Source organism: Leptospira perdikensis, assembly GCF_004769575.1.
Classification (GTDB): Bacteria; Spirochaetota; Leptospiria; order Leptospirales; family Leptospiraceae; genus Leptospira_A; species Leptospira_A perdikensis.
This window is the reverse complement of sequence record NZ_RQGA01000014.1, coordinates 543,015-566,889: the sequence shown is the minus strand read 5'-3', so window position 1 is coordinate 566,889 and position 23,875 is coordinate 543,015. Positions and strand designations below refer to the sequence as shown.

Here is a 23,875-nt window from a genome sequence, read left to right as displayed (position 1 = left end):
ATTTTTGGAATCTATGGTGTTGGAGCTGCTCCTTCTCCACCAACAAGACCAAGTGAAATTTCTGGAATCCAACTAATGAGGATGAGTCCAATGAGGAACAATCCCACGATAGGGGCAACCGATTGGATCACCTTACCTAACGGTTGTTTGAAGATACCAGAAGCCACAAATAAGTTCACACCTACTGGTGGAGTCAAATATCCAATTTCCAAATTCACAATCATAATGATTCCGAAGTGAACTGGATTGATTCCGTAATTGACAGCCATAGGTGCAAGTAGTGGTGCTAAAACAAGGATGGCACTCATGATATCCATAAACATCCCTACAATGAGTAACAATACGTTTACACCAATGAGGAAAGTTACTGGACTTGAAATGAGTCCAGACATGGTCGCTACGAGATTTTGTGGAATTTCGTTTTCGATCATAAACTTGTTCAAACTGACTGCAAGGATTAGAATCAGGAATAGAATCCCAAGCATCTCTGCACTTTCTGCCATGATCTTAGGGATTTTTGGAAAACTAAGTTCCTTGTGAATGAAGACTTCAACGAGGATGGCATAAAATACCGCGATCGCTGCAGATTCTGTTGCTGTAAAAAAACCAGAGTAGATTCCACCGAGGATAACTACTGGCATAAGAAGAGCAAGAACACCTTCCTTCCATGCAGTTCGGATTTCAGTCCAGTCCCATTTCCCTCGACCCACATTTCCGGCACGTAACACGGAATAAATCATAAGGAGAGACATGAGTAAAATTCCAGGTCCAATTCCTGCGATGAAAAGATCAGTCACAGAAACACCCACCATAATTGCATAAACGATCATCGGAATACTTGGTGGAATGATGATCCCAAGAGTTCCCCCGGAAGCGAGAAGACCCATAGAAAACTGAGTTGGGTAACCAGCCTTAGTTAAGGAAGGATACATCAGTCCACCAATGGCAATGAGAGTCACCGGAGAGGATCCAGAAATGGCAGCAAAAATTCCGCAAGAAAATACCCCTGCAATCGCAAGGCCTGCAGGAATAGGAGCTGTCATTGCTTGGGCAATTCGAATGAGTCGTCTCGCAATACTTCCATGGGTCATCAAGTTTCCTGCAATGATGAATAGGGGAATCGCAAGAAGGATTTCCTTATCACCGGCAAAGAACAAGTCCCCTATGATGCTGTTGAGTTCCTGAAAGGACTCAAGAGGTGGATCTGGTAGGAAGTAATAACAATAGACAGTGATTGCACCCATAAGTACAATCAAAGGTTGTCTGAGTAAAATTAAAGCGAGTAAGAGTAGGAGTATTCCCCAAGAACCCATTAGCGATTCCCCCGTGAATTAGATTCGGAAAGCTCTTTTTCCGCAAGTTCCAAAGCTTCTGTAGCTTCATTGATATCGGAAGGAATCAGTGCCGGAAAAATTCCATAACACATATGTCTAAATCCCATAGAGATAAAGATGTAAGGAAAAATAAGTTGTACTTTCCATAAGTGAAGTTCCGTTACAGGATTCACTTCATCTAAACTAATACTTTCTAGAACATAAATGACTGATAGGTAAGCAAGGAACAGAAAGAAAACCGCGATTACCCATTGTTCTGCAATTTTAACGTAAGGTAAAAGTTTTTTTGGTAATACTTTGTCCGCAATTTCTGGACGTAGGTGCGAACCTTTCGCACTAGCAAGGGCCGAACCAAATAGTCCTCCCCATAACATAAAATAAAGGGAAAGTTTTTGTGCCCAAATAATTCCACCAAGACCGAGCCACTCTATAAATCCGGAGGTTCCCCCGTGGATGGATTCAGCAATGTAAACACTCCAATCTCCTATAAAACCAGCAAAACCGGTGTTAGGATAGGCTTCTGTTACTTCCATGATCCAATTGATAACTTTATCGATTACTTCTCGTTTGGAAACGTCAGCAATCATGAGAAGAGTGAGCAGAAGGAAACAAATTCCCCCCGCCCATTTCTCGCCGAAACTTAAAGTGTTTAGAATTCGTTCGACGAATTTCATGTATCTATATCCTTCCTTAACTTATCCGCCGCAAGCAGCTTTGGCTTTTTGGATTTTGTCGAAGATTTGTTTGGATTGACCACCAATTTTTCCAAGAACTTGTCCTGAAACGGCAGCAGCTGCTGATTTAAATCCCGCTAAATCAGAGTTAGAAGGTTCATAAACGACTACATCTGCTTTTTTCAAAGTAGCAATCATGTTTTTTTCAATGGAACGAACTGCTTGTCTTGCTCCAGGTGCTAGTTTGTTACCTTCACCCATAAGAGTTTTCTTTTGTTCATCGTTTAGTGTGTCCCAAAACTTTTTGGAATAAAGAATGGCTGCTGGTTGGTAAATATGGCGAGTTAACGTAAAATATTTAATCGCTGTTTGCCACTCTGCTGCTAAAGTGAATAGGGGAGTATTATCAAAACCTTCTACCACCCCAGTTTGGAGAGAAGGAAGAACTTCTGGAATCGCAATCGGAATTCCACTCACACCTAATTGTTTCCAATAAGCAATGTGCACTGGAGATTCTTGGATTCTGATTTTAACACCTTTTAAGTCGTCAGGAGTTTTAACAGGAGCTGATTTGGTTCCAATGGAACGGTATCCATTTTCTGCCCAAGTAACAAAGATTAGGCCTTTCGCCTCAAAAAGTTTACGAAAGTCTTCTTGTAAGTGATCATCAAGAACACAGTCCGCTTGTGCGTAAGAGCTAAATAAATAAGGAATCTCGAGTACGTTTAGTTCTTTGACAGTATTCGCAAGGGCCCCCGCTGTGAGACCAGCACCTTGTAATTTCCCACGGATGACTTGTTGGAGGATTTCGTTTTCTCCACCCATTTGTCCACCAGGATAAATTTTAAATTTAATTTGGCCTTGTGATTCTGATTCAATTTTCTTTTTGATTTTGGCAAGTTCGTTCGCCCACGGAGATCCTTCCGGTGCTACTGTTGCCAATTTAACGGTTGTTTGGGCAAACAAACCCCCACTGATTGTGAGGGTTATACTTACACAAACTAAATACTTTAATTGTCTTAAAAACATCTAGTTCTCCTAGTTAATGTCTATAGTTCGTCGAGTAATTTCTTAGCTTTACGTTGTTCTACGATTTGATCCGCTTCGATTTCAGAAAGGGATGCTGCCTTGCCTTTTAATACAAATTCCAATTGTTTTTTGAATTTGTCTTCATTTCCTTTTAGGCGACTTTCTGCATACAATACACGTACAGCAAAGTAGTTAGGGTGTTTTGCAATTGCTTCTTCGAACAATTTGTCTGCGAGTTTTTTGTCTCCAGTAGGAGAAAGTGCATTACTCGCTGCATCATACCTGAGTGTTGCAGAGTAGAAATATTCTTTACCCATTGACTTTTCGATTTCTTTCACTCTGTTGATCATCGCAGAGAATTTAGAGCGATTGGAAAGAAGAGTTGTAAAACCAACTAAACGAGACCATTTCGCAAGGGATGCATATCTCCAATAAAGAGCATCAATGTCTTGTGGTCCAAGAACATCCAAAGATTTTTCAATCTCTAGTTTTTCTTTGACTACCTTATCTCTGAACTTTGCATTGAGTGCAAGAGCCGCTTCACACCAATTTACAGCTGCATCGTAAAATTGAATGGATTCTTCTTTTACTTTTTCGTCTGCTTCGGCATCACCAGTTAGTTTTAACCAAAGGTGTCCATCACTCAAAAGATAATTTCCACGGCAAAGGAGAACTTTTACGTCTGCATATTGAGGATTCTCAGTCGCAAATTTTTCTAAACCAACAAGGGCTTGTCTTAGGTCTTGTTCGTTTTGTCTGTTTTTCCAGAGTTTTTCAATATCAGCTGGAAGTTTTGCTGGGGCAGTAGCTCTCTCTACGTTTGAGTCAGAGATCTTTACTTGTCTGGATTTTCCGCAGGCAACAACAGAAACTAAAACAACTGCTGCCATTACTATTTTTGACCAATGTTTGGTTTGGTACATTTTGTATCATCCTCCAAAGATAACAGGGAGTGAATCCCTTTCTATTTGTATCCTCATGAATTCTCTTTGGCCTAAAAAATTAGAAAAATTCTAAAAAAGCGCAAAGATTTCCCATGATTCCGGAAAAAAATACACGCATTTGACTTAAATGCAAGAAAGTTTTATTTTAAGGGACAATAAGAGTGTTTGAGGAAATGGAAACCTTAAACGAACTGGTGCTATTCTGTAAATTGACCGAAAGTCCGAGAGTGCGCATGGCAATATAGGTTCCGGGGGTGAGGGTGGTAAAAATTCGGCAGGATACCCCTGCTGTATTGGGGTTGGTGGAAGGATCGATTTCGAAGGTGTATTCGATCGGTTGGACAAAGGTCGCTTGGGCTAGAACACATTGGGCACCTAAATTGAGATCTGCCGGGTTTTGGGCTAAAGTTTCCGTAGCACCTGAATAGAGCCGGTATCCTTGAAAGATGAATTCCGGGTTTTGCGCCCTCACTTTGATGGTGAAATTGGAATTTCCATTATTAGTAATGGAAATTAAGGTAGGGGGAGCTTGGACAGCTGCTGTTGTGGAGTAATTTGTGCAACCAAAGCCAAGGAAACCTAAGAAAACCAGAAAGAAGGCGCGGGTTAAAAAAAGAACTCTATTCATTTTTGCCCTCGAGCTTCTCGGTGTTTCCTCCGCCACCAATAGAAAGCAATGATTGCAAGTGCAATCGCAACTAGGGCAAGGATGATGGTTTGGCCACTGCGAACCCAGGTCATCAATTCATCGAAATTATGAGCAAAATAATACCCGAGATAAACCCAAATAGGGACGGAGATGGCAGCGGCAAACCCGTCTGTCAGTAAGAATAAAACAAAACTGATTTGTTTGGAAGTACCCGCTGTAAAGAAAATGGGCATTCGGAGCCCTGGCATAAAACGCCCAAAGAAGACCACCCAACGTCCGTATTTTTTAAATTGTTCTCGAACCTTTTCAAATCGTTCTGGGTGGAGGACTGTTCTTAAAACAGGAAGGGTAAGGGCCTTTTCACCGTAATAACTTCCTAACCAAAAAACAAAACAATCGCCAATTAATACTCCTGCCATTCCCACAAAAAACATAATGTGTACATTTGCGTAACCGAGACCGGCAATCACTCCACCAGCCGTGAGAGAGATGTCTTCAGGAACAGGCAGACCGAACCCACAAAGGATCAGAATTCCGAAAACGGCAAAATAACCGTATTGCATAAAAATGGAAACTAGAGTTTGTAGAAAGTCCATGAGGGATTTATACTGATTTTATGGTTTCGTTCAAAAAGGAAAGTGATTTATGAAGAAAGGGAGAAATGAGCTCCTAGACGATGAAGAAAAAATCCTTGCTCCCTATGCTGTCAGGAGTAGAAATCCGGGTGAGCGCGAGTACAGAGAACCAGAACATCCTTACCGGCTTCCCTTTCAAAGAGACCGAGATCGTATCATTCATTCCCATGCATTCAAAAGATTGGAATACAAAACCCAAGTTTTTGTGTATTCGGAAGGGGATCATTTTCGCAATCGCCTCACCCATACACTTGAGGTAGCAGGGATTTCGAAAACCATTTCCAAAGTACTTGGACTCAATGAGGATTTAAGTGAAACCATAGCTCTGGCCCATGATTTGGGCCACTCTCCTTTTGGCCATGCGGGTCAAGAAGCCCTTTCTGAATTGATGCGAGGGAAGGGTGGTTTTGAACACAACAAACAATCGTTACGTGTGGTTCAAAAGTTGGAACGTAGATATCCTGAGTTTCCAGGCCTCAATCTTTGTGGGGAAACGTTACTTGGGATTATGAAACATGGTGGAGATTATGAAAAATCTGAACTGTTAGATGTTCGTCGGGACTCTGGTCCTTCTTTAGAAGCGATGATCGTAGATTGTTCTGATGAAATTACATATAGCGCCCATGATTTGGAAGATGGATTGGAAAGTGGACTCCTTCTTCTTTCGGATCTGAAAGAATTAAAAGTTTGGAAACGAATTGAGGATTCCCTTCCTAAAACAAATCCGTCAGATCAAGATTCTATTTCTAGGTCAGCTGGCCGGATTTTACTCAACTTAATGGTTTCTGATTTAATCGATAGTGTTGAGAGTCTTTTACAAAAACATTCTGTTCAGTCTAGGGAAGATGTCTCTCTTGCTTTCCAAAACCAAAAAAAACTGGTCCAATTTTCTGAGGAATTCCAAACAGAATTTCAAGAACTCAAATCCTATTTGTTTCGGAAACTCTACCGCCATCCCGAAGTATCAAAGATGAGTGAAAGGGGAAAAGAAACTATATTTTTACTCTTCAAACATTTTGAATCTCATCCTGATTCAATCCCTGAGTCCTATCGAAACCGAGAGGAAGAAGAGGGTCGGATGCGAATCCTTTGCGATTATATTGCGGGAATGACAGACCGATATGCCATAGAGCAATTAAAAAGAGAGGGAATTTTTTGGGTTCCTTATTAATTGAAAAATAGATCTAAATTGATTTCAAAACTTTGGAGAAATTTGAATGTACCAATTGTATTCCAATTCCCGTTCCCCCTATAGCAAAAGGGTACATATTTATTTGCAATACAGGAATCTTCCTTATGAAACGATTACCATTGCTTTAGAGAAATTAGAAAATAGAAAAAAACCTTTTATTCAAATCAATCCTTATGGAAAAGTTCCTGTCCTTGTCGATGATGAGTTTTGTTTGGCGGAGTCACAAACAATCATTCGTTATTTGGAGGAAAAACATTCGTTTGAACGACATTTTTTTTCTAAGGATATTCAATCAAGGGCCCTTCTGAACCAAGCAATCCAACGTTGTGAGTCAGAGTTTTGTTTTCCAGGAAGTGTTATTTATTTTGCTAAGAAATTTGTCCCGGAAGAAAAATGGGATAAAAATCGAATGAAAGATTCTTTAAAACGGATTGGAAGGCATTTTGATATATTGGAAGAGATTTTGGAATCCAATGATTATTTACATGAAAACCAATTTGGTTTTTTAGAAATTTTATATGCTCCTTTTATCAAACAAATTGAACTGATGGAAATCAAAGTTCCGCCTTTTGTAGAAAATTGGGTCAAACGAGTATTAAAAGAACCAATTGTTTCTCAAATACTTGCTGACTAAAGTTGATTTTTAGTTTGGTTTTGTGAGTGGATCAGTAGGAAAGTTCATCAGTTTTTCCAAAAACTGATTTTGTAAAGAATGGGAGAGTTCTTTCCAATTGGTTGCCCAGTCGTTGGATCCCTTTGGTCCAACAATATTTGTCACAGCTAAATAAGCACTGACCGAAAGGGAAAACTTTGCGGCTACTTTAGCAATTCCAAATAACTCCAAATTTTCAACTTCTAATCTCGCAAAGGAAACATCTGGTGGGGATTTTAGTTCTGCAAGAGTGATCGTTGTTGGGGCATTACAACGTACGGTACGAAAGCGGTTGTCAGCGATGAGTCCGTAGAACTCTTGTGATTCGGGGATTTGTTTTGCAATTTTTAACGAGTGTGCAAGTTCTTTCGTATAAACAAGATTTGGTGATACGAAAGAGTTCTTCGGAATTCCAGTCCATTCATAAGCCCCACAAGATCCAAAAAAGATAATATGTCTGATCTCTTTATTTCGAAAAAGATAATCAGATAAATTGATAGCAGCTTCTAAGTTTCCAATCCCCATCACTTCGAGATGGGGAAACCTTTTTGATGTACGAAGGATTCCAATTTCTCCTTCGAAAGCTCCTGTAATCAAAGTCTGGTTGGGATTAAAGGGTAACAAGTCCTTCCGTCTCAGCATATCCATACATTAAATTCAAATTTTGTAAGGCTTGTCCTGCCGCTCCTTTCATTAGGTTGTCGAGTGCCGATACAATGACGAGAGTGTTTCCTTTGATACGATATCCCAGATCCAAAAAGTTTGTGTTTTGCACTTTCCTGATTTCTACTTCTTCTGGAGTGGAATACAAACGAACAAAAGGTTCTTTTGAAGCCGCGACTTGAAATTTTTCTTCGACAAGTTTAGAATCAATTCCTTTGGGAAAAGAAATGTAAATGGTTGCAAGGATTCCTCTGTAGATGGGAAGAAGGTGGGGTGTAAAATGAATTTCTCTTTCTTCCGATCCTACAAATCCATACTCTTCCATTTCCGGTTCATGTTGGTGAGTGAGGATTTTGTAAGCTCTAAAATTTTCATAAACATTCGTATAAGCGAATTTGATTTCTTCGGTCCTTCCACCGGCACCACTGACTCCTGATTTGGCATCGACAATGACTGGGCCTTGGATTTCCTTTCTTAAATTTCCAAGAAGGGCAATGGGTAAAATCGCAGAGGTCGCATAACAACCAGGATTCGAAACAAAGTTAGCATTTTTTAATTTTTCTCGAAAGAGTTCCGGAAGACCAAAAACCACTTGGTCCATCAACCCAAATTCAGTGTGAGAAAATTGGTAAGCCTTTTCAAATTTGTTCTTGTTGTGGAGCCTAAATGTTCCGGAAAGATCGATGACCTTGCGGCCTTCCTTAAGAAAAATCGGAGCCTTCTCAAGTGAGGCCTCATTGGGGGTGGCAAGGACAATGCCTGCATCTTTGGGAACAGGAGCATCGTGTTTCTGAAACTTTAAATCCGGTAAATGGGGTAGGTCGGGGAAAACTTCTCGAATATGTTTCCCGTCGACTTGATTGGATGTAACATGAACCAACTCAAAACCTGGATGATGGGCTATGAGTTTTGTGAGTTCTTTACCGGTAAGACCACCAGCACCGATGATTGCCATTTTTGTTTGTTTCATATAGGAACCAAGGTCAAGATTTATGGATTGGGGCACGCTGTCAAACGGCTCTAATCTAGAATTGAGTTGATTTTTTGAAATCTTCCGATCTATTGATCTGACCTTTATTATGGTTACCTCGTCAACCCTCCTGGAACAATTTTCCATCCAAATGAAATCAAAGGGTCTAAGAATTTTGATTTCTATACGAATGGTAATTGGTTGGATCGCATTCATTGCAACCCTCTTAAATTTTGGAAAACCGACCTTTCCCGTTGCAGGCATTCTGACTCTTTATTTTCTATTTTCTTCCATTTTTGGTTATCTATATGTGAACAAAAAAACAAGTTCAGATTCAGGGAATGGAATCATTACCTTCTTTTTGGCTTTCGATTTTTTTGTCATTTTGTCCGGATTTTATTCGGCGATTCTTAGTTATCCAAAAGAATATGCTGCCGTCCCGATTCAAAATTCTGTTTTCTTTTCGATATTTTTCTTTTACCAACTTTACATAGGTTTTTATCTCAACCGCCGATTTTCTACAGTGATGGGGCTTATCGTAATTCTTGGTTATATGGGAGGAATTGGAATCGCAGTCTCTAGAGGTACTGAAGTTTTTACTGAATATCGATTAGAAATGCAGACTCCAGGTAAAATTGTTCTCACTATTGAGTTCTTAAAATTGATTCTGTTATTAGGGAAAACAATTTGCGTAGTCAAATTGGTTTCGTTTCTTTTGGATATTTTAGAAAACAACAATCAAAGGTTAGCTGAAGAGTTAAACTTAAGAGAAACTTCCTTACTAAAAAATGATAGGTTGGTTACACTTGGAACTCTTGCTTCTAATGTTGCCCATGAGATTAACAACCCGCTAGCAGGTATTAAGTCCATGAATGAATATTTATTTTCAGAAGAAGAAGCCTATTTGAATCGTAAAGACCCACTTTGGAAAGAAAAGGAGAAACAAATTCTTTGGATCCACCGAACTAGGAAACAAAAACGAGAAGACTTTGATTCTATTCGCAATTTATATAAATTTTTACCGAAAGTTGAGTTGGATTTTTTGGCCGAACGTTGTATTGATCTTGGAATTGACCATTTGAGTTTTGAAGGATTAACATTAGAATTCAATGAAGAATGGGAGTTTGTTTTGTTATGGTTGAAATTTAAAACCGTAGAGAAGGCAAATTTATTGGTCGTAAATGCAATCAACCGAACAGAAAAAATAATTTCTACTTTCAAACAATTTTCCCAACCGTTTTCTTATCAGGATAAAGAAAATGTTCGGGTAGGTGATAGCATTCGAGATATTTTATTATTATACAATCAATACTTCGATATGGGTCGTAATCTTATCACTGAGATCGATGATAGTTTAGAGTCGAATCTTTCTGAGTCTGCAATCAAACTTGTATGGACTCATTTGATTTTTAATGCCATTCAAGCTGCAAATCCAGTGAATGGAATGGTCAAGGTAAAAGTAACAAAGTTCAGTGAAAAAGAAATTCAAGTTTCTATCACTGATAATGGAGACGGAATTCCGGAAACTCAAAAAGAATTTATCTACATACCATTTTTTACAACTAGAGAAAAGGGAGAAGGGAGTGGATTAGGACTCCCTGTCGCTAAAGAAATTGTTGAAAACCAAATGGGTCGGATCGAATTTTATAGTGTTCCAGGAAATACGGTTTTTTCCGTATTTTTACCTATTGCTGAATGAAAAAACTAGAGTGAGGGAATCATGTTGTTAGATATGGAAAAATTAAAAATCATTACTGGTGTATTTCCAATCAAAACCCTCACGTCGGATGATTCTGCGAGAGTATTCATCCCCATTTCAATTATGGGTTTTTTAGTCAGGTGCCAGGGAATTCTAATGAGATTCAACAAACAACGAAACAAATCGTTAATGGAGAGTGGCCAAGGTCCAAAACAAACCACAAACTATTGGTTACAAAGTTTGGGATCGAAGGGGTCCCTTTTCGGTGAAGTTTTCTAAGTAAATTCCCGAATTTGTAAAAATAATGAATCCAGTTAAATTGATATCAGGCAAACGAGAGTTATGTGATCTTGTGTTGTCAAATGGCTTACATGGATTTTTAGTTTGGGACATGTCCATTGGAGTTGTATATCCTAGTCCCGTTGCATCCAAGTCTATGGCGCTGGAAGAGGATCAGTCTTTTCCTGCAGAATGTATTCTTACCAACTCAGGAATTCGTTTGGATACTGCTATTGGTAGTAAAGAGGCCATTCTCGGTCGTATTTGTTTTGATCCAAGTAATAGCGCGGGTTTTCCCTTTCGGATGCATTTGAAGGATTTTACGGAGTCAGGTAAAAACTTCATTCTCATTGTTTTGGATACTACAATAGAGTCGCCAAACAATACGAATCCTCATATTTTACAATCTACGGAACTTTCTCGTGATCTATTTTCCTCGTCTTTTCGTAGTTCCAGTATTGGGATGGAAATTGAAAATCCTCATGGGGAAGTGATTGAGGTCAATCCTATCTTTTGCCAATGGCTTGGATATTCGGCGAGTGAATTAAAAACGAAATCCATTTCAGATATCACCCATCCAGAGGATTTGAAAGTTGAACTTTCTTTTTTGGAGAAACTCAATAGAGGTTCGATTCAAAGTTTTCAAATTAAAAAACGATATATCACTAAAGACAAACGTTTGATTTGGGCCGTGCTCAGTAAGTCCATCATCAGAGATCATTTAGGAAATCCAATATATTATCTTTCTCAAATTTTAGATATCACCGAATCCTTACAAGCGGAGTTAGAATTACAAAACCTATCACGACTTCTCGACCAAGTTGCCGGTCTTGCAAAAATAGGTGGTTGGGATTTGGACTTAACCACAAACAAAGCAAATTGGACTAATGTAACCAAAAGAATTCACGAAGTGGAAGACGATTTTGTTCCGAGTGTAGCCGGGGGAATCAGTTTTTATCAATCAGAAGAAAGCCATCGAAAGATATCCAATGCAGTAGATTTACTTTTAAAAGAAGGAAAAGAATACAATTTAGAATTGGAAATGGTAACCGCTAAAGGGAACCAAACTTGGGTTCGGACGATTGGCCGTGCAGAGTATGAAAATGGAAAAATTGTAAAAATTTACGGAACGATCCAAGACATCAATGAACTTAAAAAATGGGAAATGGCACTTGCTGCACAAACAGCCATTTTGTGGTCATTTGTGGAACATGCACCGGCCGCCGTTGCCATGTTAGACCAAGAGATGCGGTATGTAGCTCTTAGCCAACGTTGGATCGAAGATTATAAAATTCCGTTGTCGAAAGAAGAAATCATCGGAAAAAGTCATTATGAAATTTTCCCGAATATTGGCCCGGTGTGGAAAGACATTCATGCTCGCGGATTATGTGGGGAAGTTTTAAAAAAAGATGAAGATGTTTGGCGCCCACCTGGTTGGGAAAAAGACCAAGTTTTACAATGGGAAATTCGCCCTTGGAATCAGTTAGGTGGTGGTATTGGAGGAATTCTTATGTTTACCCGAGATATTACAGAAGCATATGAAACCAAACTAGAATTAAAGTATGCAAAAGAATTTGCAGAAAAAGCATATAGTGCTAAGTCAGAATTTTTAGCCAATATGAGTCATGAAATTCGGACTCCGCTCAACGGGATCATTGGTTATTCCGATTTACTTGCAGAAACTCTGGAAAATTCTTCTTATAGCGAATACGCTCAAATAGTAAAACAGTCAGCAAATGTACTACTTAATATTGTAAATGATATTCTCGATTTTTCCAAAGCAGAAGCAGGGAAATTACAACTGGCGGAGGAACCGTACAATCTTAAGAAATTGGTTTTAGAAGCCATAAAAATCATGAATATCCAAGCCATAATCAAGGGCCTCGACATTCAATTTCATATTGATGAAAATATTCCTCCACTTCTTATGTTTGATTCCAATCGGTTAAGGCAAGTGATATTGAATTTACTTGGAAACTCAATTAAGTTTACTGAATCTGGTTTTGTGGAATGTAATGTTCAAAGATTAGAATTCGCAGATTCCAAACAGGTAAAGTTAAGAATTTCTGTAAAGGATACTGGGATTGGAATTGCAGAGGATAGTCAGAAAAAAATATTTGATTCATTTACTCAGGAAGATTTTTCCACAACACGAAAGTTTGGTGGAACGGGACTTGGCCTTGCTATATGTAAACAACTTCTTGCGCTTATGAAATCTGACTTACAATTAAAAAGTAAATTGAGTGAAGGTAGTGAGTTTTATTTTGATATCTTATTAAGAGTTCCGGAGTTTGATCCTGAGTTAAAACCTTCGGAATCAGAAACAAATCTTTCTAAGGATGGGGATCGGAATCGTTCTGCAGTTAATGAAACTACCAAAATTTTGGTGGTAGAAGACAATCCTGTAAACCTTGGACTTATGAAGAATTTTATCAAACGAATCCTTCCCGAAGCAAAGATTCTGGAAGCACAAAATGGGGAAGAGGCCATTCATGTATTCCAGGGAGAAACACCTTCTCTCATTCTTATGGACATTCAAATGCCGATTATGAATGGCTATGATGCAACAAAAGAAATTCGAAAACTTCCCGAAGGCAAAACCTTACCGATTATCGCCGTGACAGCCGGGATCATCGCAGGGGAAAAAGAAAAATGTTTAGAGATCGGAATGAATGATTATATCAGTAAACCAGTCCAAAAAGAAAATTTGAAACAAACACTTTTTAACTGGTTAGGTTAGTGCCGTAAAACATCTATTAAGGATCAAAACGAAAAAGGCCACCGAGTCGAACGGAATAAGCTTCCCCTAGAGCCGATGCACGAACATATTTGTTTCCTGGATCTCGCAGTTCCCCCGCACCGGTAACTGGATCGTAACTGGCAATATGTGCCGATTGTCCTGAATACCTGTCCACATCTTTATAAAAGGTTCTGAACAAATCTGTTTGGAAAAAAAATCGAACCCGTTCATCAGGATCATAATACATTCGAAATCCATAATCATGATTTTCCCGGAGTGCTCCCATCACACGTGGGTTTGATGTCCATTGGAAACTATCTGACCTACTAATGGTAAGTTGGTTGTAATCGGCTCCGACAAGGACTTCGGGATTCGTAACTCTAGACACACCGGCATGGATACCAATTCCAAATTGTTTTGTGACTTCGTAATTGAAACTTAAGAAACCAGTGACTTCTCTTGGAGAATTGTATTTGGTTCTTGTGCTGGCTTTGGCATCGTTAAAATAACCTCCGGATAAAAATCCCCATTGGCTATCTGTAATTTCATTTCCATAAGTAGTGGATTGGAATGGAGAAATACCGGAAGCGGTCACTGAATTTAGATTGGCTCCGTAAGTGATTTCGCCTTTGGATTCGAGAGGTCCCCATTTCCAAGTGAATCCAAAAGAAACACCACCGGCGGCAAGGTTTGTTCTTTTGTTGGATTCTTTTTGTAAGAGTCCTGATATAGGGGTGGCATTCGGATCTTGACGACTGGGATCGTAGTGTAAAAAACTTCCATCTCTTGTGGTATCAGTATAAGGATCACTTACTTTAAGTTTGGTGCCAAGAGCTGAAGTTGTGAACATAAGGGTTGGTGTTGGAAACCAATCGATACGCACAGCAACTGTTGGCATCGAATTTCTTTCTACGTTGATTTTGACTTGGGGGTCATTGTGAAACCCAGTGGTTCCAATGGCAGTGCCAAATTTAAACTTACCTAATTTGTACCAAGCTCCAATTTGTTCTCTTTGCCAGCCCACGTTTCCCGTAGCAGACATAAAGGCACTAGAGTTAAAGGAATGAGGAAAAACTCCGGCAAATAGATCCCAAGTTCGTCCTAGAAAAATTTCCAAAGAGGGGTTCGGAGTGTATTTAAAATAGATTTGGCGGACACGGGCTTTGGTTTCTGGACCTGCTGAACTTTTGGATACATCCACAAAGTCAGCTTCGAAAACTCCTTTGAGTTTGGTTCCATAAGTAATCTCTGTTCCAAGTAAGGAACTTGTCGGATAAATGCCGGAACGAGATTCTGAATCCCTTGCCTGAACTTGGCGTTTGGCCATCGTAGGTGCCACTAAGTTATCAAATCCAAAGGAAAGAACCGAATTGTTCGCATAAGCAAAGTCTGTTTTGAACATACCCGTGATTTTGTATTCCAGGGCACTTAAGGGAAGGGATTCTTTGGGTCCTGTCTCACCTAATTTGGTCTCGGGAGTTTGTAATTCTTTAGGGATTTCGGTAGATTCCTTTGCGGGTTTCTTTTTGGGTCCTGCCGCCAAACTGAAAATTGGCAATAGAAAGAGGATCATCATAAAGAAAGGATAAACTTTTTCGAACCTATGCTTTTTTCCTTGAGGTATGGGGGTCATAAATGTTATGACACTCTATACTCTTGTAGTAGATTTGCAAACAACATTCGAATTTTAATATACAATAAGGAAATCACTTCGATGAAATTGAAATGGGAACCAGATTCACTACGTACAAAATTATTACTGCTTACCGTTCTCTCTGTTGCGATCTCTGCCAGTTTAACTGGTTTTTTAAGTTATTATGTTGGTAGAAGTACGATCATTTCAAAATTAGAAAGTTTTGATATATTAAAAATTTTAGAATCGAAGTCGGCATCCATTGATTCCATTTTGGAACGTGCCAAAGAAACAGCCACTTTGCTTGTTTCAGACGAGAATAGTGTCATTTGGGCAAAGTCGGGAGAACCTAAGGGAGAGAGGTCGGACAACCTGTTCAAAAGTCTTACGGCGTATAAAGGAAAACTCGGTTATATAACTTATTTAGGATTAATTAATCCTTTAACAAAAAATTACTTCAATCAAAAAGCCGAAAAAATTGATACCCTTCGTGCCAATGATCCAGATGATTCTTGGTTTTTTGAACTGGTCGCTTCTGGAAAAGAAATGACGATTAACATGGATTATACGGCTGAGTATAAGTCCTATGCTATTTTTGTAAATGGTGTTCGGATTGAAAATGGAAAACCCGTTTTGATTAGTTCCATAGGAATCGATGTGTCAAATGCTTCCAAACAATTCACACAAGTGGACCAATTCAGTGGAGAGAGTTGGCTTGTGGATGGGGATGGGCAAATCAAACTCGCGGCCGATATTAAATTGTTGAATCAAGATATAAAAACTGCCTTTCCTGAAGGGATTTCCGAAAAATTAAAAAACTCTAAGGAAGAGGTGATTATTTTTCAAGGAAAGAACCAACTGGGTAGTGATTGTATTTATGGTGCATATAAATTACGTTCCGTACCTTGGCGTGTGATTTATCGAGTTCCTGTGGCTACAATGACCAAGTCCCTTGATTCTATTTCCTTTTTTACCATTTTGAGTATTGTTTTCTCTGTTGTTTTTGTTTCTTTCGGAATGGGTTATATCTTAACAAAAGTAACCAACGCATTACAAGAAGCATCCGTTCTTATGAATCGAATATCACATAACGAACTAACAGTGGAAGTTCCCAAAAACCAATTAGAGAGAAAGGACGAAATTGGTGGAATGGCAAATAGTTTAGAGAAAATGCGAAAGAATTTAATTTCCATCGTAAAAAAAATTCAATCTTTGTCTGAGGCTTTGACAGTAAAAAGTGGACATCTCTCTTCATTGGCATCAGATTCTTCTGCGACTATGGAAGAGATTGCTTCTTCTGTACAAGAACTATCTGCCAGTGCCGAAAATGTATCCGCATCGGCAGAAGAGATTTCTTCTCAATCCAATTCGATGATGGAAACGTTGAGTTTACTCGGTGATGAAATGGAACTTGTTTCTAAGGGTGCAGAAAATATAGAGTTAAAGGCAGGTCAGCTGGAAACCTTTGCTGGAAAATCATTAAGTGAAGCAAGGTCTCTCTTTGAAACCATTAATGTAAAAATTCAAAATGCAGTGAAGGATGCCGAAGCCATAAAAGAAATTCGTGATCTTGCCAGTATGATTTCTGAAATTGGTGACCAAACCAACTTACTCTCGTTAAATGCAGCAATTGAGGCTGCAAGGGCAGGGGAACATGGTCGTGGATTTGCTGTCGTTGCGACAGAGGTATCCAACTTAGCTGGAAAATCGCAAGATACTGTGAAAAAGATTGTCGAACTCAACAAAAAACTCGAAAAAGCAATGATCGAGATGGTGGATTCGGTCAAAGAACTCCTCGGTATGATTACAGAAAAAGTCATCCCTGACTATGAAGAGGTGGCCGCATCGGGTCGCCAATACCGGGCTCAATCGGAAGAAATCAATAAACTCGCCAAACGAACCTTTACTCTTTCTCGGGAAATTAGTTCTAGTATCACGGAAGTCCACCAGGCCATTCTTTCCGTTTCGGATGCCATGAATCAAAATGCCTTAGCTCTCGGCGAAATCAACTCGGGAACTAACCAAATCAGCGATGCTTCCGTCCAAACAGCTGATAGTTCTCAAGAATTGACCCAGGCCGCAGAAGATATGAAGGAAATTGCCTACCAATTCAAACTTTCGCCATAATTTGGAAATTCGCTTTTCCCCGGCAAAATCTGTTGTCTTCCCCATGTCAGAATAAAAACTGACCAGTTAGTCAACTTTTTTGTCTTTAGATTCACTTTTTGGGAAGTAGCGGATGCAGAACATTGCCAAATTCATTACCGATAAAACTCTTATCATTCAGTTTATTTTAGTCCTATTCGTTTTGATCGGACTTTCTCGTTTACTTTCTATGCATAGGGAAGCATTTCCGAATGTGGCCCTTGATAAAATTGTCATTGAAGCGCCACTTCCCGGTGCCACTCCAGAAGAAATCGAACGTTTGGTGGCAATCCCAATTGAAAAAAAACTCAGAGCCGTTGCAAAGATTGATAAAATTCGAAGTTATAACTTAGAAAACGTCAGTGTGATTATGGTCTTCATTGTTGAAGGAACCAAAAATACAAAAAAAGTTTTAGATGATATCAAAGATGCGGTTGATTCCGTTCGCCTTCCTGACAATGCGCAAAAACCGAAGGTAAGAGAAATTACCACGGAAAAACAAGAGGTGATCAGCCTTGCACTTTCTTTAAAAGAGGATACCGGTGACGCAATTTCCGACTATCGTAAGTTACGTGATACGGCGAAGGCTTTTGAGGACAGATTTTTTCAGATCAAAGAAATTGCTGAGATAGAAAAAATTGGTTATAGAAATCGTGAGTTTCTTGTGGAAGTCAATCCTCATGCCTTAAATGCAAAGGAAGTTGGACTCAATACAGTCCTAAATGCACTCGGCTCCAGAAATATCAATATACCTTCTGGACGTTTGAAGGTCAATGGTACGGAATATCTTTTGCGAACTCGCGGAGATTTTGAAGAAGCAAAAGACATGCTTTCTGTTCCCATACTCGGGAATGAGTTTGGTTTTGCTACAGTTCTAAAAGACATCGCAAAAGTGGTGGATGGTTTTGAGGAAGAAAAAACCTACGAGAAGTTAAATGGAAAAAATAGCATCATCTTACGAGTTTGGAAAACTGACCAAGCAGACATCATTACCACTGCCGATACTGTAAAAACATTAGTTTCTTCCATGGAGGGAAATTTTCCAGAAGTAGAAACAAAAATTTATGATGATAAAAGTAGGGATGTTCGCCGCCAACTCGGAGACCTAATTCTCAATTTTGAAACAGGACTCGTTCTCGTATTACTTTCTCTTATCTTTATTTTGGGTATGAGATTGAGTATTATGATTAGTGTTGCCATCATATTTATTTTTCTCATATCTTTTATATTTTTAAAACAGTTTGGGTTTACCATCAATACCATTACTATTTTTGGAATGGTGATGGTTCTTGGGATGATGGTGGATAATTCCATTGTTGTGGCAGAGAATACCTATCGGTTGATGCAAGAAGGTATGGAGAGACGGGATGCCATTTTACAAACCTTTAAAGATGTATTAGTTCCACTTCTTGTTTCCTTTCTTGTGATTTCTGCAGCATTTTTCCCTCTTTTGTTTATGAGTGGGGTGATTGGTAAATTCATTTTAGGAATTCCAGCTGTGGTCCTTATCACATTGGCAAGTTCTCTTTTGTTTGCACTTGTGTTTTTACCAAACTGGTTGAATAAGTTTTTACCAAAAACTTTCCAAGGGAAAATTAAAAAAGAAGAATCCATCGAAGAGAAAGAAGGGGCATTCGGATACGTTATTTCTGGTTATAAACGAACCATGACCTTTGCTCTAAAACATAGGATCTTTGTTCTTTCTATTTTTACATTTATCTTTTTCTTCACCTTATTCCTTGCGGGAAGATTTTTACCTTTTGTGATGTTTCCTTCGGGAAGTGAAGAAGATATTGAAATCAAAGTTTGGATGCCGATTGGAACCACTCTCCAAAAGAATTTAGAAATCATTGAAAAAATAGAACCTGTTGTTACAAAAATGGCAGGTAAAGACTTTGTACATTTACGTAGTCGAATAGGGATTCATGAAAATCCTATTACAGATCCAAAACCAGGACAAGAGGTTCATAGATCTCATCTAACATTGAAGCTTGTGACGGCAGCGGATAGAAAGGAATGGGAAGATGCAAGAGTTCTTGTGAAAAAAATTCGCGAATACATTGCGGAAAACAAGGTTTCAGGAAATTTTCCTAAAGAAATGATTTACGATGTGAACGCAAGGATCAAAGGACCACCTGTAGGTAAACCTGTGAGTTTGGAGATTCGTGGAGCAGACTTTGGTGTCATCCAAGAGATTGCTGATCTCTACATCAAAGAATTGAAACAAATGGATGGAGTATCTGACATTCGTATTGATTTGGAGCTCGGTAAGGAAGAATACCGATTTTTTGTAAAAGATGAAATTGCAGGTAGAACGGACGTAAGTGCACGTGATATTGCTCGTTCGGTTCGGACTGCTTTTAACGGTGAGGTGGCCTCTACAATCAGTAAAGGCGAAGATAAAATCAATATCCTGGTTCGTTTTCCCGAAGCAGAAAGACATTCTGTATCCAGTTTAAACTTAGTAAAAGTAGAAAATAAAAATAGAAGGCTTATACCACTGAGTCAGGTCGCTTATTTTGGAAAGGATAGAGATTATTCCATGATCAACCGCCAAGATTTACAAAGGGTTGTCCGTCTGGAAGCGTCCGTTGATACAGATAAAACTACTTCTTTGTTTGTGAACCGACAATTAAAAAATCTAGTAAACGTCGACAAATATGCAGCAAACGCCTATTCGGTGATCTTTGGTGGGGAACAAGAAGATGCAGGAAAGTCCTTTCGAGATTTAGGAATTTCTATGTTACTTGCAGTGGCCGTAATCTTTGGGATTTTTATCGTGTTTTTTAATTCGGTAGGAACAACAACTGTGATCATTGGATCCATTCCGTTTGGAATTGTGGGTGTTCTTTTTGCTCTGATGACACATGGAATGCCTCTTAGTTTTATGAGTACACTTGCGATCGTAGCTCTTAGTGGTTCCATTGTGGCAAACACTCTCATTCTCATTACTTTTATTGAGGAATTAAGAATGCAAGGGATGTCGATTGAGGACGCCATCATCAACGGCGGTGCCATTCGTTTACGACCAATCTTTTTAACTACCATTAGTACAGTGATTGGACTTGTTCCTAGTGCGTACGGGATTCCTACTTTGGATCCATTTGTGCAACCTCTGTCTTTGGCCTTTGGTTGGGGGTTATTTTTTGCTACAGGGGTGACACTTATCTTTGTGCCTGTTTTGTACAGAATCAAAGAGGATTTCAAACATATCTTTTCGAAGATATCCTTTTCTAAACTTTTGCGAAAGAGTTAGAGTGGAAATACCAATGGAAGCTTAGACAGGTCATTGTTTGCGTATTTTTGTTCGGTTGGTCAGTGATTTAGTTTGAATTATGAATCCTTTTCGTTGGATAAGGATTCATTTGCTTTTGTATAGTGTTCTGGTTTTAATTGGGATTTGATGATGAGCAGGGTGGTTGCGATCACACCTGCATCATCTGTAAATCCTAGTCCAAAGATGATGTCAGGGATGGCATCCACGGGAGATATGAAATAAACTAAGGCCAAGGCGATTGATGCTTTTGCGGATAGGGATGTATTTTCATCCATGAGGCAGTAGTACATCGCAACTACATCTTTTAAGAAGGGGATTTTTTTACCTGTCTCTTTGATTTTTTTCCAAAAATTGGTTTTGATAAACTTGAGTTTTTGATTCTCTTCCATATGAAATTTATGGTAAGTTTACCCAGAGGCATAAGCAAGGATATTTATAATGAAAATTCCTAGCGTTAGGGATAGGTAGGGCGTAAGGTCCGAAGGACGGGAGCGTTAGCGCACCCCGAAGTAGCCCGTCCCTTCGATTAAAGGATTCGGGTTTTCTTTTCCATTGGGAACGCTAAGCAAACCAGTGTTACTTTCTTTGTTTTAAAATCTAACCTAGAGCTTTGATTACATCTTCCGGAGCTTGCACTAGTTCAACTAACACTCCTTCGCTGCAAAGTGGGAACTCTTCATTACCTTTGGGATGGATGAAACAAACGTTATAACCTGCAGCTCCTTTTCGAATCCCACCTGGTGTGAAACGAACTCCTTGTTTTGTAAGGTAGTCCACACATTCTTCTAACTTATCAATCCAAAGACCGATGTGGTTGAGTTTGGGATCGTGAACTTTTGGGCTTTTGTTTGGGTCGATGGGTTGCATGAGGTCAATTTCGACTTTGAAAGGTCCATTTCCCATGGACAAAATGTCCTCATCCACGTTTTCTTTTTCACTTTTATAATCAGAAACCTTTGTGAGTCCCATAACATCTACCCAAAACTTGGATAACTTTTCTTTGGACTCGCCACCGATAGCAACTTGTTGGATTCCTAAAACTTTAAAAGGTCGTGACATGAATCACTCTCCTGTATTTAATTTTTTACAAAAATATAATGGTATCTTCACCATGTTTTTCCAAAGACCCTTAAGCGAAAATTATTTTTCACTAGGGTTTTGGGTTTTCATGGGTCCATCTCCAATACAAATAAGCAAAAAGGGCAAGGCTTGTTGTAATCACAAATTGTGTTAGGTGGACAACTGTGGCATAAACAAGTCCTTCGCCTGGATCACGACCTACGATAATAAAACCTGAAATGATGGCCGCATGAAAGACTCCGATACCGGAAGGTGCTGAAGGGATGGCAACACCCATCCCACCGAGAAACATAAAAAGTAGTGCTTCCGGAAACTGAATGGGCATACCTATCAGTTGGCCTGCAAGGTAATAGGAAATTGCATAACCAAAGACCCAGGTAGGAACTGAATAGAGCACAGGTCTTAGTAATTTATCACCTTTTAGAAAAGAAGAAAATTCCACTAGATGGTGATCTAGTTTATCTTCGTATAAACTATGTTTACCGATGAGTCTAAAAAGTTTTTTGGCAATTCCACGTAACGGATCTAAAAAATAACGAACAAGTACGAGACCTACAATCATTCCAAAAATGACAAGGGTGGAGATGAGTAATAGATTTAAATTTTTAGATTGTCCAAGGCCCATATAAAATAGAGCACCGGCACCAATGATAACTACAGAACCTAGATCCATTACCTTTTCTAAAAAAATCCGACTGAAAAGATGGGTGAGTGGAAGTTCCGTGTCTCGTTTATTCATAATGAGACGAACTAAATCTCCTCCTCGTGCTGGAAGCACCATATTGAGTCCCACACCAATGATCGAGGTTGTAAAGGCTTGGGAGAAACGAATCTTTTTTTCTAATAGATAATACCAACGAATGGAAAAGGGAACAAAGGCCCAAAGGTTGGAAAGAAATAATAAGGGGAAAATCCACCAATTGATTTTTCCTTCTAAACGTTCGAATTCAGTAAGATCAAAGTTTTTGGAAAGGAAATAGATCGCAATTCCTGAAACGATAATTCCAAATATTAATTTTCTCATATTGTCCTTTTTAACCTGGTGGCCACTTCATATGGCGACCACCTAGCAGGTGGAAGTGGATGTGGTTTACGGTTTGTCCGCCAAAATTTCCACAGTTGTTTACTACTCGGTATCCTTTTTCTGCGATTCCATTTTCATCGGCAATTTTCGGAATACTTTGCAAAATTTCTTTTAGGATTTCTGGATCCAAATCTCCAATTTGGTTCATACTAGAGATATGGGTTTTGGGAATGATCAGAACATGGAAAGGAGCTTGGGGAGTAATATCGTGAAATGCTAATATATTTTTTGATTCGTAGGCTTTTTTGCTTTGGATTTCTCCACTCGCAATTTTACAGAAAAGACAATTTTCCATATTATACTTTCTCCTTAGAAAACACAAGGGATGCGGCACCTAAGGCTCCGGAAAGACTACCCCCGGAACCAATTTTTAATCTATCATTTAACACTGGAAATATGGTAGATCGAATTTCTTTCTCTAAGGTTTTACCAAAGAGATCATAAGATTTTGTGATACCACCGACAAATACAACGGCTTCTGGATTGAGTAGTTGAATTGCGCCACGAACCGCATGAGCCAAAGCCAAAATTCCAAAATCTAGAATTTCCCGAGCAAGAGCATCTTTTTCTCTCACCAATTGGAAAAACTCTTCTGCATGGCCGAGCCTTCGGTTTGTTTTTTCCTGATAACGACCAAGGAATCCTCGAGTGGAAAAATAACTTTCAACACATCCTCGAACACCACAGCCACATAAGGCTCCACCAATTACGGATGTGGTGTGTCCAATTTCTATTCCATTTCCGAGATACCCCGAATACAAAATTCCTTTGTTCACAAAACCACCACCAACACCGGTTCCCAAGGTAACGGTTAGTTGTGATTCTGTATCTTTATAAAGTCCAAAATAGGCTTCACCTAAGGCAGCACAGTTTGCATCATTTTCATACCAAACAGGAAGAGAAAATGCTTCTATCAATGATTCTTTTATCGGAAGGTTCTTTAGTCCTTGCAGATTGGCACTTGCGATCATTACCCCTTGTTCATTGTTTAAAGGGCCGGGGGAACCAACGCCAATTCCAAGGCAATTTTTGGCGAGAGGCTGAATGGTGTCTTTTAGGATGGTTAAAAAACTACGATTGTCCAAGTTTTCCGGGGTAGGGGAAACAATGGATTCCAGTTCTTTTCCACTTTCATCGAAGAGGCTTGCACGAATGCTACCTCCACCGATATCCACTCCAATGGCCTTACGCAAAAC

General features: G+C 39.2%; 21 protein-coding genes. 7 read left to right on the top strand and 14 right to left on the bottom strand.

What is annotated here, in order from left to right:
- Positions 1-11 precede the first annotated feature (11 nt).
- From EHQ49_RS15450 to EHQ49_RS15425, 6 genes are all read right to left on the bottom strand, one after another.
- Positions 12-1,313 carry a TRAP transporter large permease gene (locus EHQ49_RS15450; protein ID WP_135580530.1) on the bottom strand — a complete coding sequence of 434 codons (1,302 nt, stop codon included), beginning with the start codon at positions 1,311-1,313 and terminating at the stop codon, positions 12-14.
- The gene (locus tag EHQ49_RS15445; RefSeq protein WP_135580529.1) at positions 1,313-2,008 is read right to left on the bottom strand and encodes a TRAP transporter small permease; all 696 of its coding nucleotides are present in this window, start codon (positions 2,006-2,008) and stop codon (positions 1,313-1,315) included. Before EHQ49_RS15445 ends, EHQ49_RS15450 begins: the two co-directional genes overlap by 1 nt.
- 21 nt (positions 2,009-2,029) lie before the next feature.
- A complete protein-coding gene (gene dctP / locus EHQ49_RS15440) occupies positions 2,030-3,037 on the bottom strand; it encodes a TRAP transporter substrate-binding protein DctP (RefSeq protein ID WP_135580528.1) in 1,008 nt (335 codons plus the stop codon).
- A gap of 20 nt (positions 3,038-3,057) precedes the next feature.
- Positions 3,058-3,960 carry a TRAP transporter TatT component family protein gene (locus EHQ49_RS15435; protein WP_135580527.1) on the bottom strand — a complete coding sequence of 301 codons (903 nt, stop codon included), beginning with the start codon at positions 3,958-3,960 and terminating at the stop codon, positions 3,058-3,060.
- A 166-nt stretch (positions 3,961-4,126) separates the two neighbouring features.
- On the bottom strand, positions 4,127-4,609 hold the full coding sequence (locus EHQ49_RS15430; RefSeq protein ID WP_135580526.1) for an LIC11661 family lipoprotein: 483 nt from the start codon (positions 4,607-4,609) through the stop codon (positions 4,127-4,129).
- Positions 4,606-5,226 carry a DedA family protein gene (locus tag EHQ49_RS15425; RefSeq protein WP_135580525.1) on the bottom strand — a complete coding sequence of 207 codons (621 nt, stop codon included), beginning with the start codon at positions 5,224-5,226 and terminating at the stop codon, positions 4,606-4,608. Before EHQ49_RS15425 ends, EHQ49_RS15430 begins: the two co-directional genes overlap by 4 nt.
- A gap of 49 nt (positions 5,227-5,275) precedes the next feature.
- Between EHQ49_RS15425 and EHQ49_RS15420 the strand changes: the two genes are divergently transcribed.
- Positions 5,276-6,436: a deoxyguanosinetriphosphate triphosphohydrolase gene (locus EHQ49_RS15420; RefSeq protein WP_135580524.1), complete on the top strand. Its 1,161-nt coding sequence runs from the start codon at positions 5,276-5,278 to the stop codon at positions 6,434-6,436.
- Between the two features lie 46 nt (positions 6,437-6,482).
- Positions 6,483-7,091, top strand: coding sequence for a glutathione S-transferase family protein (locus tag EHQ49_RS15415; protein ID WP_135580523.1), 609 nt, complete (start codon positions 6,483-6,485; stop codon positions 7,089-7,091).
- 9 nt (positions 7,092-7,100) lie between these two features.
- Here EHQ49_RS15415 and EHQ49_RS15410 read toward each other — a convergent pair whose 3' ends face one another.
- On the bottom strand, positions 7,101-7,733 hold the full coding sequence (locus EHQ49_RS15410; protein ID WP_135580522.1) for a phosphorylase: 633 nt from the start codon (positions 7,731-7,733) through the stop codon (positions 7,101-7,103).
- Positions 7,720-8,742: an N-acetyl-gamma-glutamyl-phosphate reductase gene (gene argC / locus EHQ49_RS15405; protein WP_135580521.1), complete on the bottom strand. Its 1,023-nt coding sequence runs from the start codon at positions 8,740-8,742 to the stop codon at positions 7,720-7,722. The genes EHQ49_RS15410 and argC overlap by 14 nt, the downstream gene beginning before the upstream one ends.
- 151 nt (positions 8,743-8,893) lie before the next feature.
- Here argC and EHQ49_RS15400 point away from each other — a divergent pair, with 151 nt between their 5' ends.
- The 3 genes from EHQ49_RS15400 to EHQ49_RS15390 are packed head-to-tail and all read left to right on the top strand — an operon-like array spanning position 8,894 to position 13,460.
- On the top strand, positions 8,894-10,441 hold the full coding sequence (locus EHQ49_RS15400; RefSeq protein WP_244241511.1) for a sensor histidine kinase: 1,548 nt from the start codon (positions 8,894-8,896) through the stop codon (positions 10,439-10,441).
- Positions 10,442-10,474: 33 nt separating this feature from the next.
- On the top strand, positions 10,475-10,720 hold the full coding sequence (locus tag EHQ49_RS15395) for a hypothetical protein (RefSeq protein ID WP_135580519.1): 246 nt from the start codon (positions 10,475-10,477) through the stop codon (positions 10,718-10,720).
- A gap of 25 nt (positions 10,721-10,745) precedes the next feature.
- Positions 10,746-13,460, top strand: a complete 2,715-nt coding sequence (locus EHQ49_RS15390) for a PAS domain S-box protein (RefSeq protein ID WP_135580518.1) — start codon at positions 10,746-10,748, stop codon at positions 13,458-13,460.
- 16 nt (positions 13,461-13,476) lie between these two features.
- Here the strand turns inward: EHQ49_RS15390 and EHQ49_RS15385 are convergent, their stop codons facing one another.
- Positions 13,477-15,036: a hypothetical protein gene (locus tag EHQ49_RS15385; RefSeq protein WP_244241510.1), complete on the bottom strand. Its 1,560-nt coding sequence runs from the start codon at positions 15,034-15,036 to the stop codon at positions 13,477-13,479.
- Positions 15,037-15,174: 138 nt separating this feature from the next.
- Between EHQ49_RS15385 and EHQ49_RS15380 the strand changes: the two genes are divergently transcribed.
- Together EHQ49_RS15380 and EHQ49_RS15375 are read left to right on the top strand one after the other, a co-directional pair.
- Positions 15,175-17,220, top strand: a complete 2,046-nt coding sequence (locus EHQ49_RS15380; protein WP_135580516.1) for a methyl-accepting chemotaxis protein — start codon at positions 15,175-15,177, stop codon at positions 17,218-17,220.
- Positions 17,221-17,332: 112 nt separating this feature from the next.
- Positions 17,333-20,494, top strand: a complete 3,162-nt coding sequence (locus tag EHQ49_RS15375) for an efflux RND transporter permease subunit (RefSeq protein WP_135580515.1) — start codon at positions 17,333-17,335, stop codon at positions 20,492-20,494.
- A 77-nt stretch (positions 20,495-20,571) separates the two neighbouring features.
- Here EHQ49_RS15375 and EHQ49_RS15370 read toward each other — a convergent pair whose 3' ends face one another.
- The 5 genes from EHQ49_RS15370 to EHQ49_RS15350 all read right to left on the bottom strand — a co-directional run bounded on the left by EHQ49_RS15370 (position 20,572) and on the right by EHQ49_RS15350 (position 23,872).
- Entirely contained in the window at positions 20,572-20,904 is a 333-nt protein-coding gene (locus EHQ49_RS15370) for a YkvA family protein (protein ID WP_135580514.1), read from the bottom strand.
- 208 nt (positions 20,905-21,112) lie between these two features.
- Complete coding sequence (locus tag EHQ49_RS15365; protein WP_004788496.1) at positions 21,113-21,574, bottom strand: VOC family protein; 462 nt, start codon at positions 21,572-21,574, stop codon at positions 21,113-21,115.
- Positions 21,575-21,665: 91 nt separating this feature from the next.
- Positions 21,666-22,619: a lysylphosphatidylglycerol synthase transmembrane domain-containing protein gene (locus EHQ49_RS15360; RefSeq protein WP_135580513.1), complete on the bottom strand. Its 954-nt coding sequence runs from the start codon at positions 22,617-22,619 to the stop codon at positions 21,666-21,668.
- 10 nt (positions 22,620-22,629) lie between these two features.
- The gene (locus tag EHQ49_RS15355) at positions 22,630-22,974 is read right to left on the bottom strand and encodes a histidine triad nucleotide-binding protein (protein WP_135580512.1); all 345 of its coding nucleotides are present in this window, start codon (positions 22,972-22,974) and stop codon (positions 22,630-22,632) included.
- A gap of 1 nt (position 22,975) precedes the next feature.
- Positions 22,976-23,872 carry an ROK family protein gene (locus EHQ49_RS15350; protein ID WP_135580511.1) on the bottom strand — a complete coding sequence of 299 codons (897 nt, stop codon included), beginning with the start codon at positions 23,870-23,872 and terminating at the stop codon, positions 22,976-22,978.
- Positions 23,873-23,875 lie beyond the last annotated feature (3 nt).

What these genes read in the sequence shown, in the direction of transcription:
- EHQ49_RS15450 (WP_135580530.1), bottom strand. Translation starts at nt 1,313, where the DNA reads ATGGGTTCTTGGGGAATACTCCTACTCTTACTCGCTTTAATTTTACTC.
- EHQ49_RS15420 (WP_135580524.1), top strand. Translation starts at nt 5,276, where the DNA reads ATGAAGAAAGGGAGAAATGAGCTCCTAGACGATGAAGAAAAAATCCTT.
- EHQ49_RS15355 (WP_135580512.1), bottom strand. Translation starts at nt 22,974, where the DNA reads ATGGAAAATTGTCTTTTCTGTAAAATTGCGAGTGGAGAAATCCAAAGC.
- EHQ49_RS15445 (WP_135580529.1), bottom strand. Translation starts at nt 2,008, where the DNA reads ATGAAATTCGTCGAACGAATTCTAAACACTTTAAGTTTCGGCGAGAAA.
- EHQ49_RS15380 (WP_135580516.1), top strand. Translation starts at nt 15,175, where the DNA reads ATGAAATTGAAATGGGAACCAGATTCACTACGTACAAAATTATTACTG.
- EHQ49_RS15395 (WP_135580519.1), top strand. Translation starts at nt 10,475, where the DNA reads ATGGAAAAATTAAAAATCATTACTGGTGTATTTCCAATCAAAACCCTC.
- EHQ49_RS15430 (WP_135580526.1), bottom strand. Translation starts at nt 4,609, where the DNA reads ATGAATAGAGTTCTTTTTTTAACCCGCGCCTTCTTTCTGGTTTTCTTA.
- EHQ49_RS15390 (WP_135580518.1), top strand. Translation starts at nt 10,746, where the DNA reads ATGAATCCAGTTAAATTGATATCAGGCAAACGAGAGTTATGTGATCTT.
- EHQ49_RS15425 (WP_135580525.1), bottom strand. Translation starts at nt 5,226, where the DNA reads ATGGACTTTCTACAAACTCTAGTTTCCATTTTTATGCAATACGGTTAT.
- argC (WP_135580521.1), bottom strand. Translation starts at nt 8,742, where the DNA reads ATGAAACAAACAAAAATGGCAATCATCGGTGCTGGTGGTCTTACCGGT.
- EHQ49_RS15385 (WP_244241510.1), bottom strand. Translation starts at nt 15,036, where the DNA reads ATGATGATCCTCTTTCTATTGCCAATTTTCAGTTTGGCGGCAGGACCC.
- EHQ49_RS15435 (WP_135580527.1), bottom strand. Translation starts at nt 3,960, where the DNA reads ATGTACCAAACCAAACATTGGTCAAAAATAGTAATGGCAGCAGTTGTT.
- EHQ49_RS15415 (WP_135580523.1), top strand. Translation starts at nt 6,483, where the DNA reads ATGTACCAATTGTATTCCAATTCCCGTTCCCCCTATAGCAAAAGGGTA.
- EHQ49_RS15400 (WP_244241511.1), top strand. Translation starts at nt 8,894, where the DNA reads ATGAAATCAAAGGGTCTAAGAATTTTGATTTCTATACGAATGGTAATT.
- EHQ49_RS15375 (WP_135580515.1), top strand. Translation starts at nt 17,333, where the DNA reads ATGCAGAACATTGCCAAATTCATTACCGATAAAACTCTTATCATTCAG.
- EHQ49_RS15360 (WP_135580513.1), bottom strand. Translation starts at nt 22,619, where the DNA reads ATGAGAAAATTAATATTTGGAATTATCGTTTCAGGAATTGCGATCTAT.
- EHQ49_RS15365 (WP_004788496.1), bottom strand. Translation starts at nt 21,574, where the DNA reads ATGTCACGACCTTTTAAAGTTTTAGGAATCCAACAAGTTGCTATCGGT.
- EHQ49_RS15370 (WP_135580514.1), bottom strand. Translation starts at nt 20,904, where the DNA reads ATGGAAGAGAATCAAAAACTCAAGTTTATCAAAACCAATTTTTGGAAA.
- dctP (WP_135580528.1), bottom strand. Translation starts at nt 3,037, where the DNA reads ATGTTTTTAAGACAATTAAAGTATTTAGTTTGTGTAAGTATAACCCTC.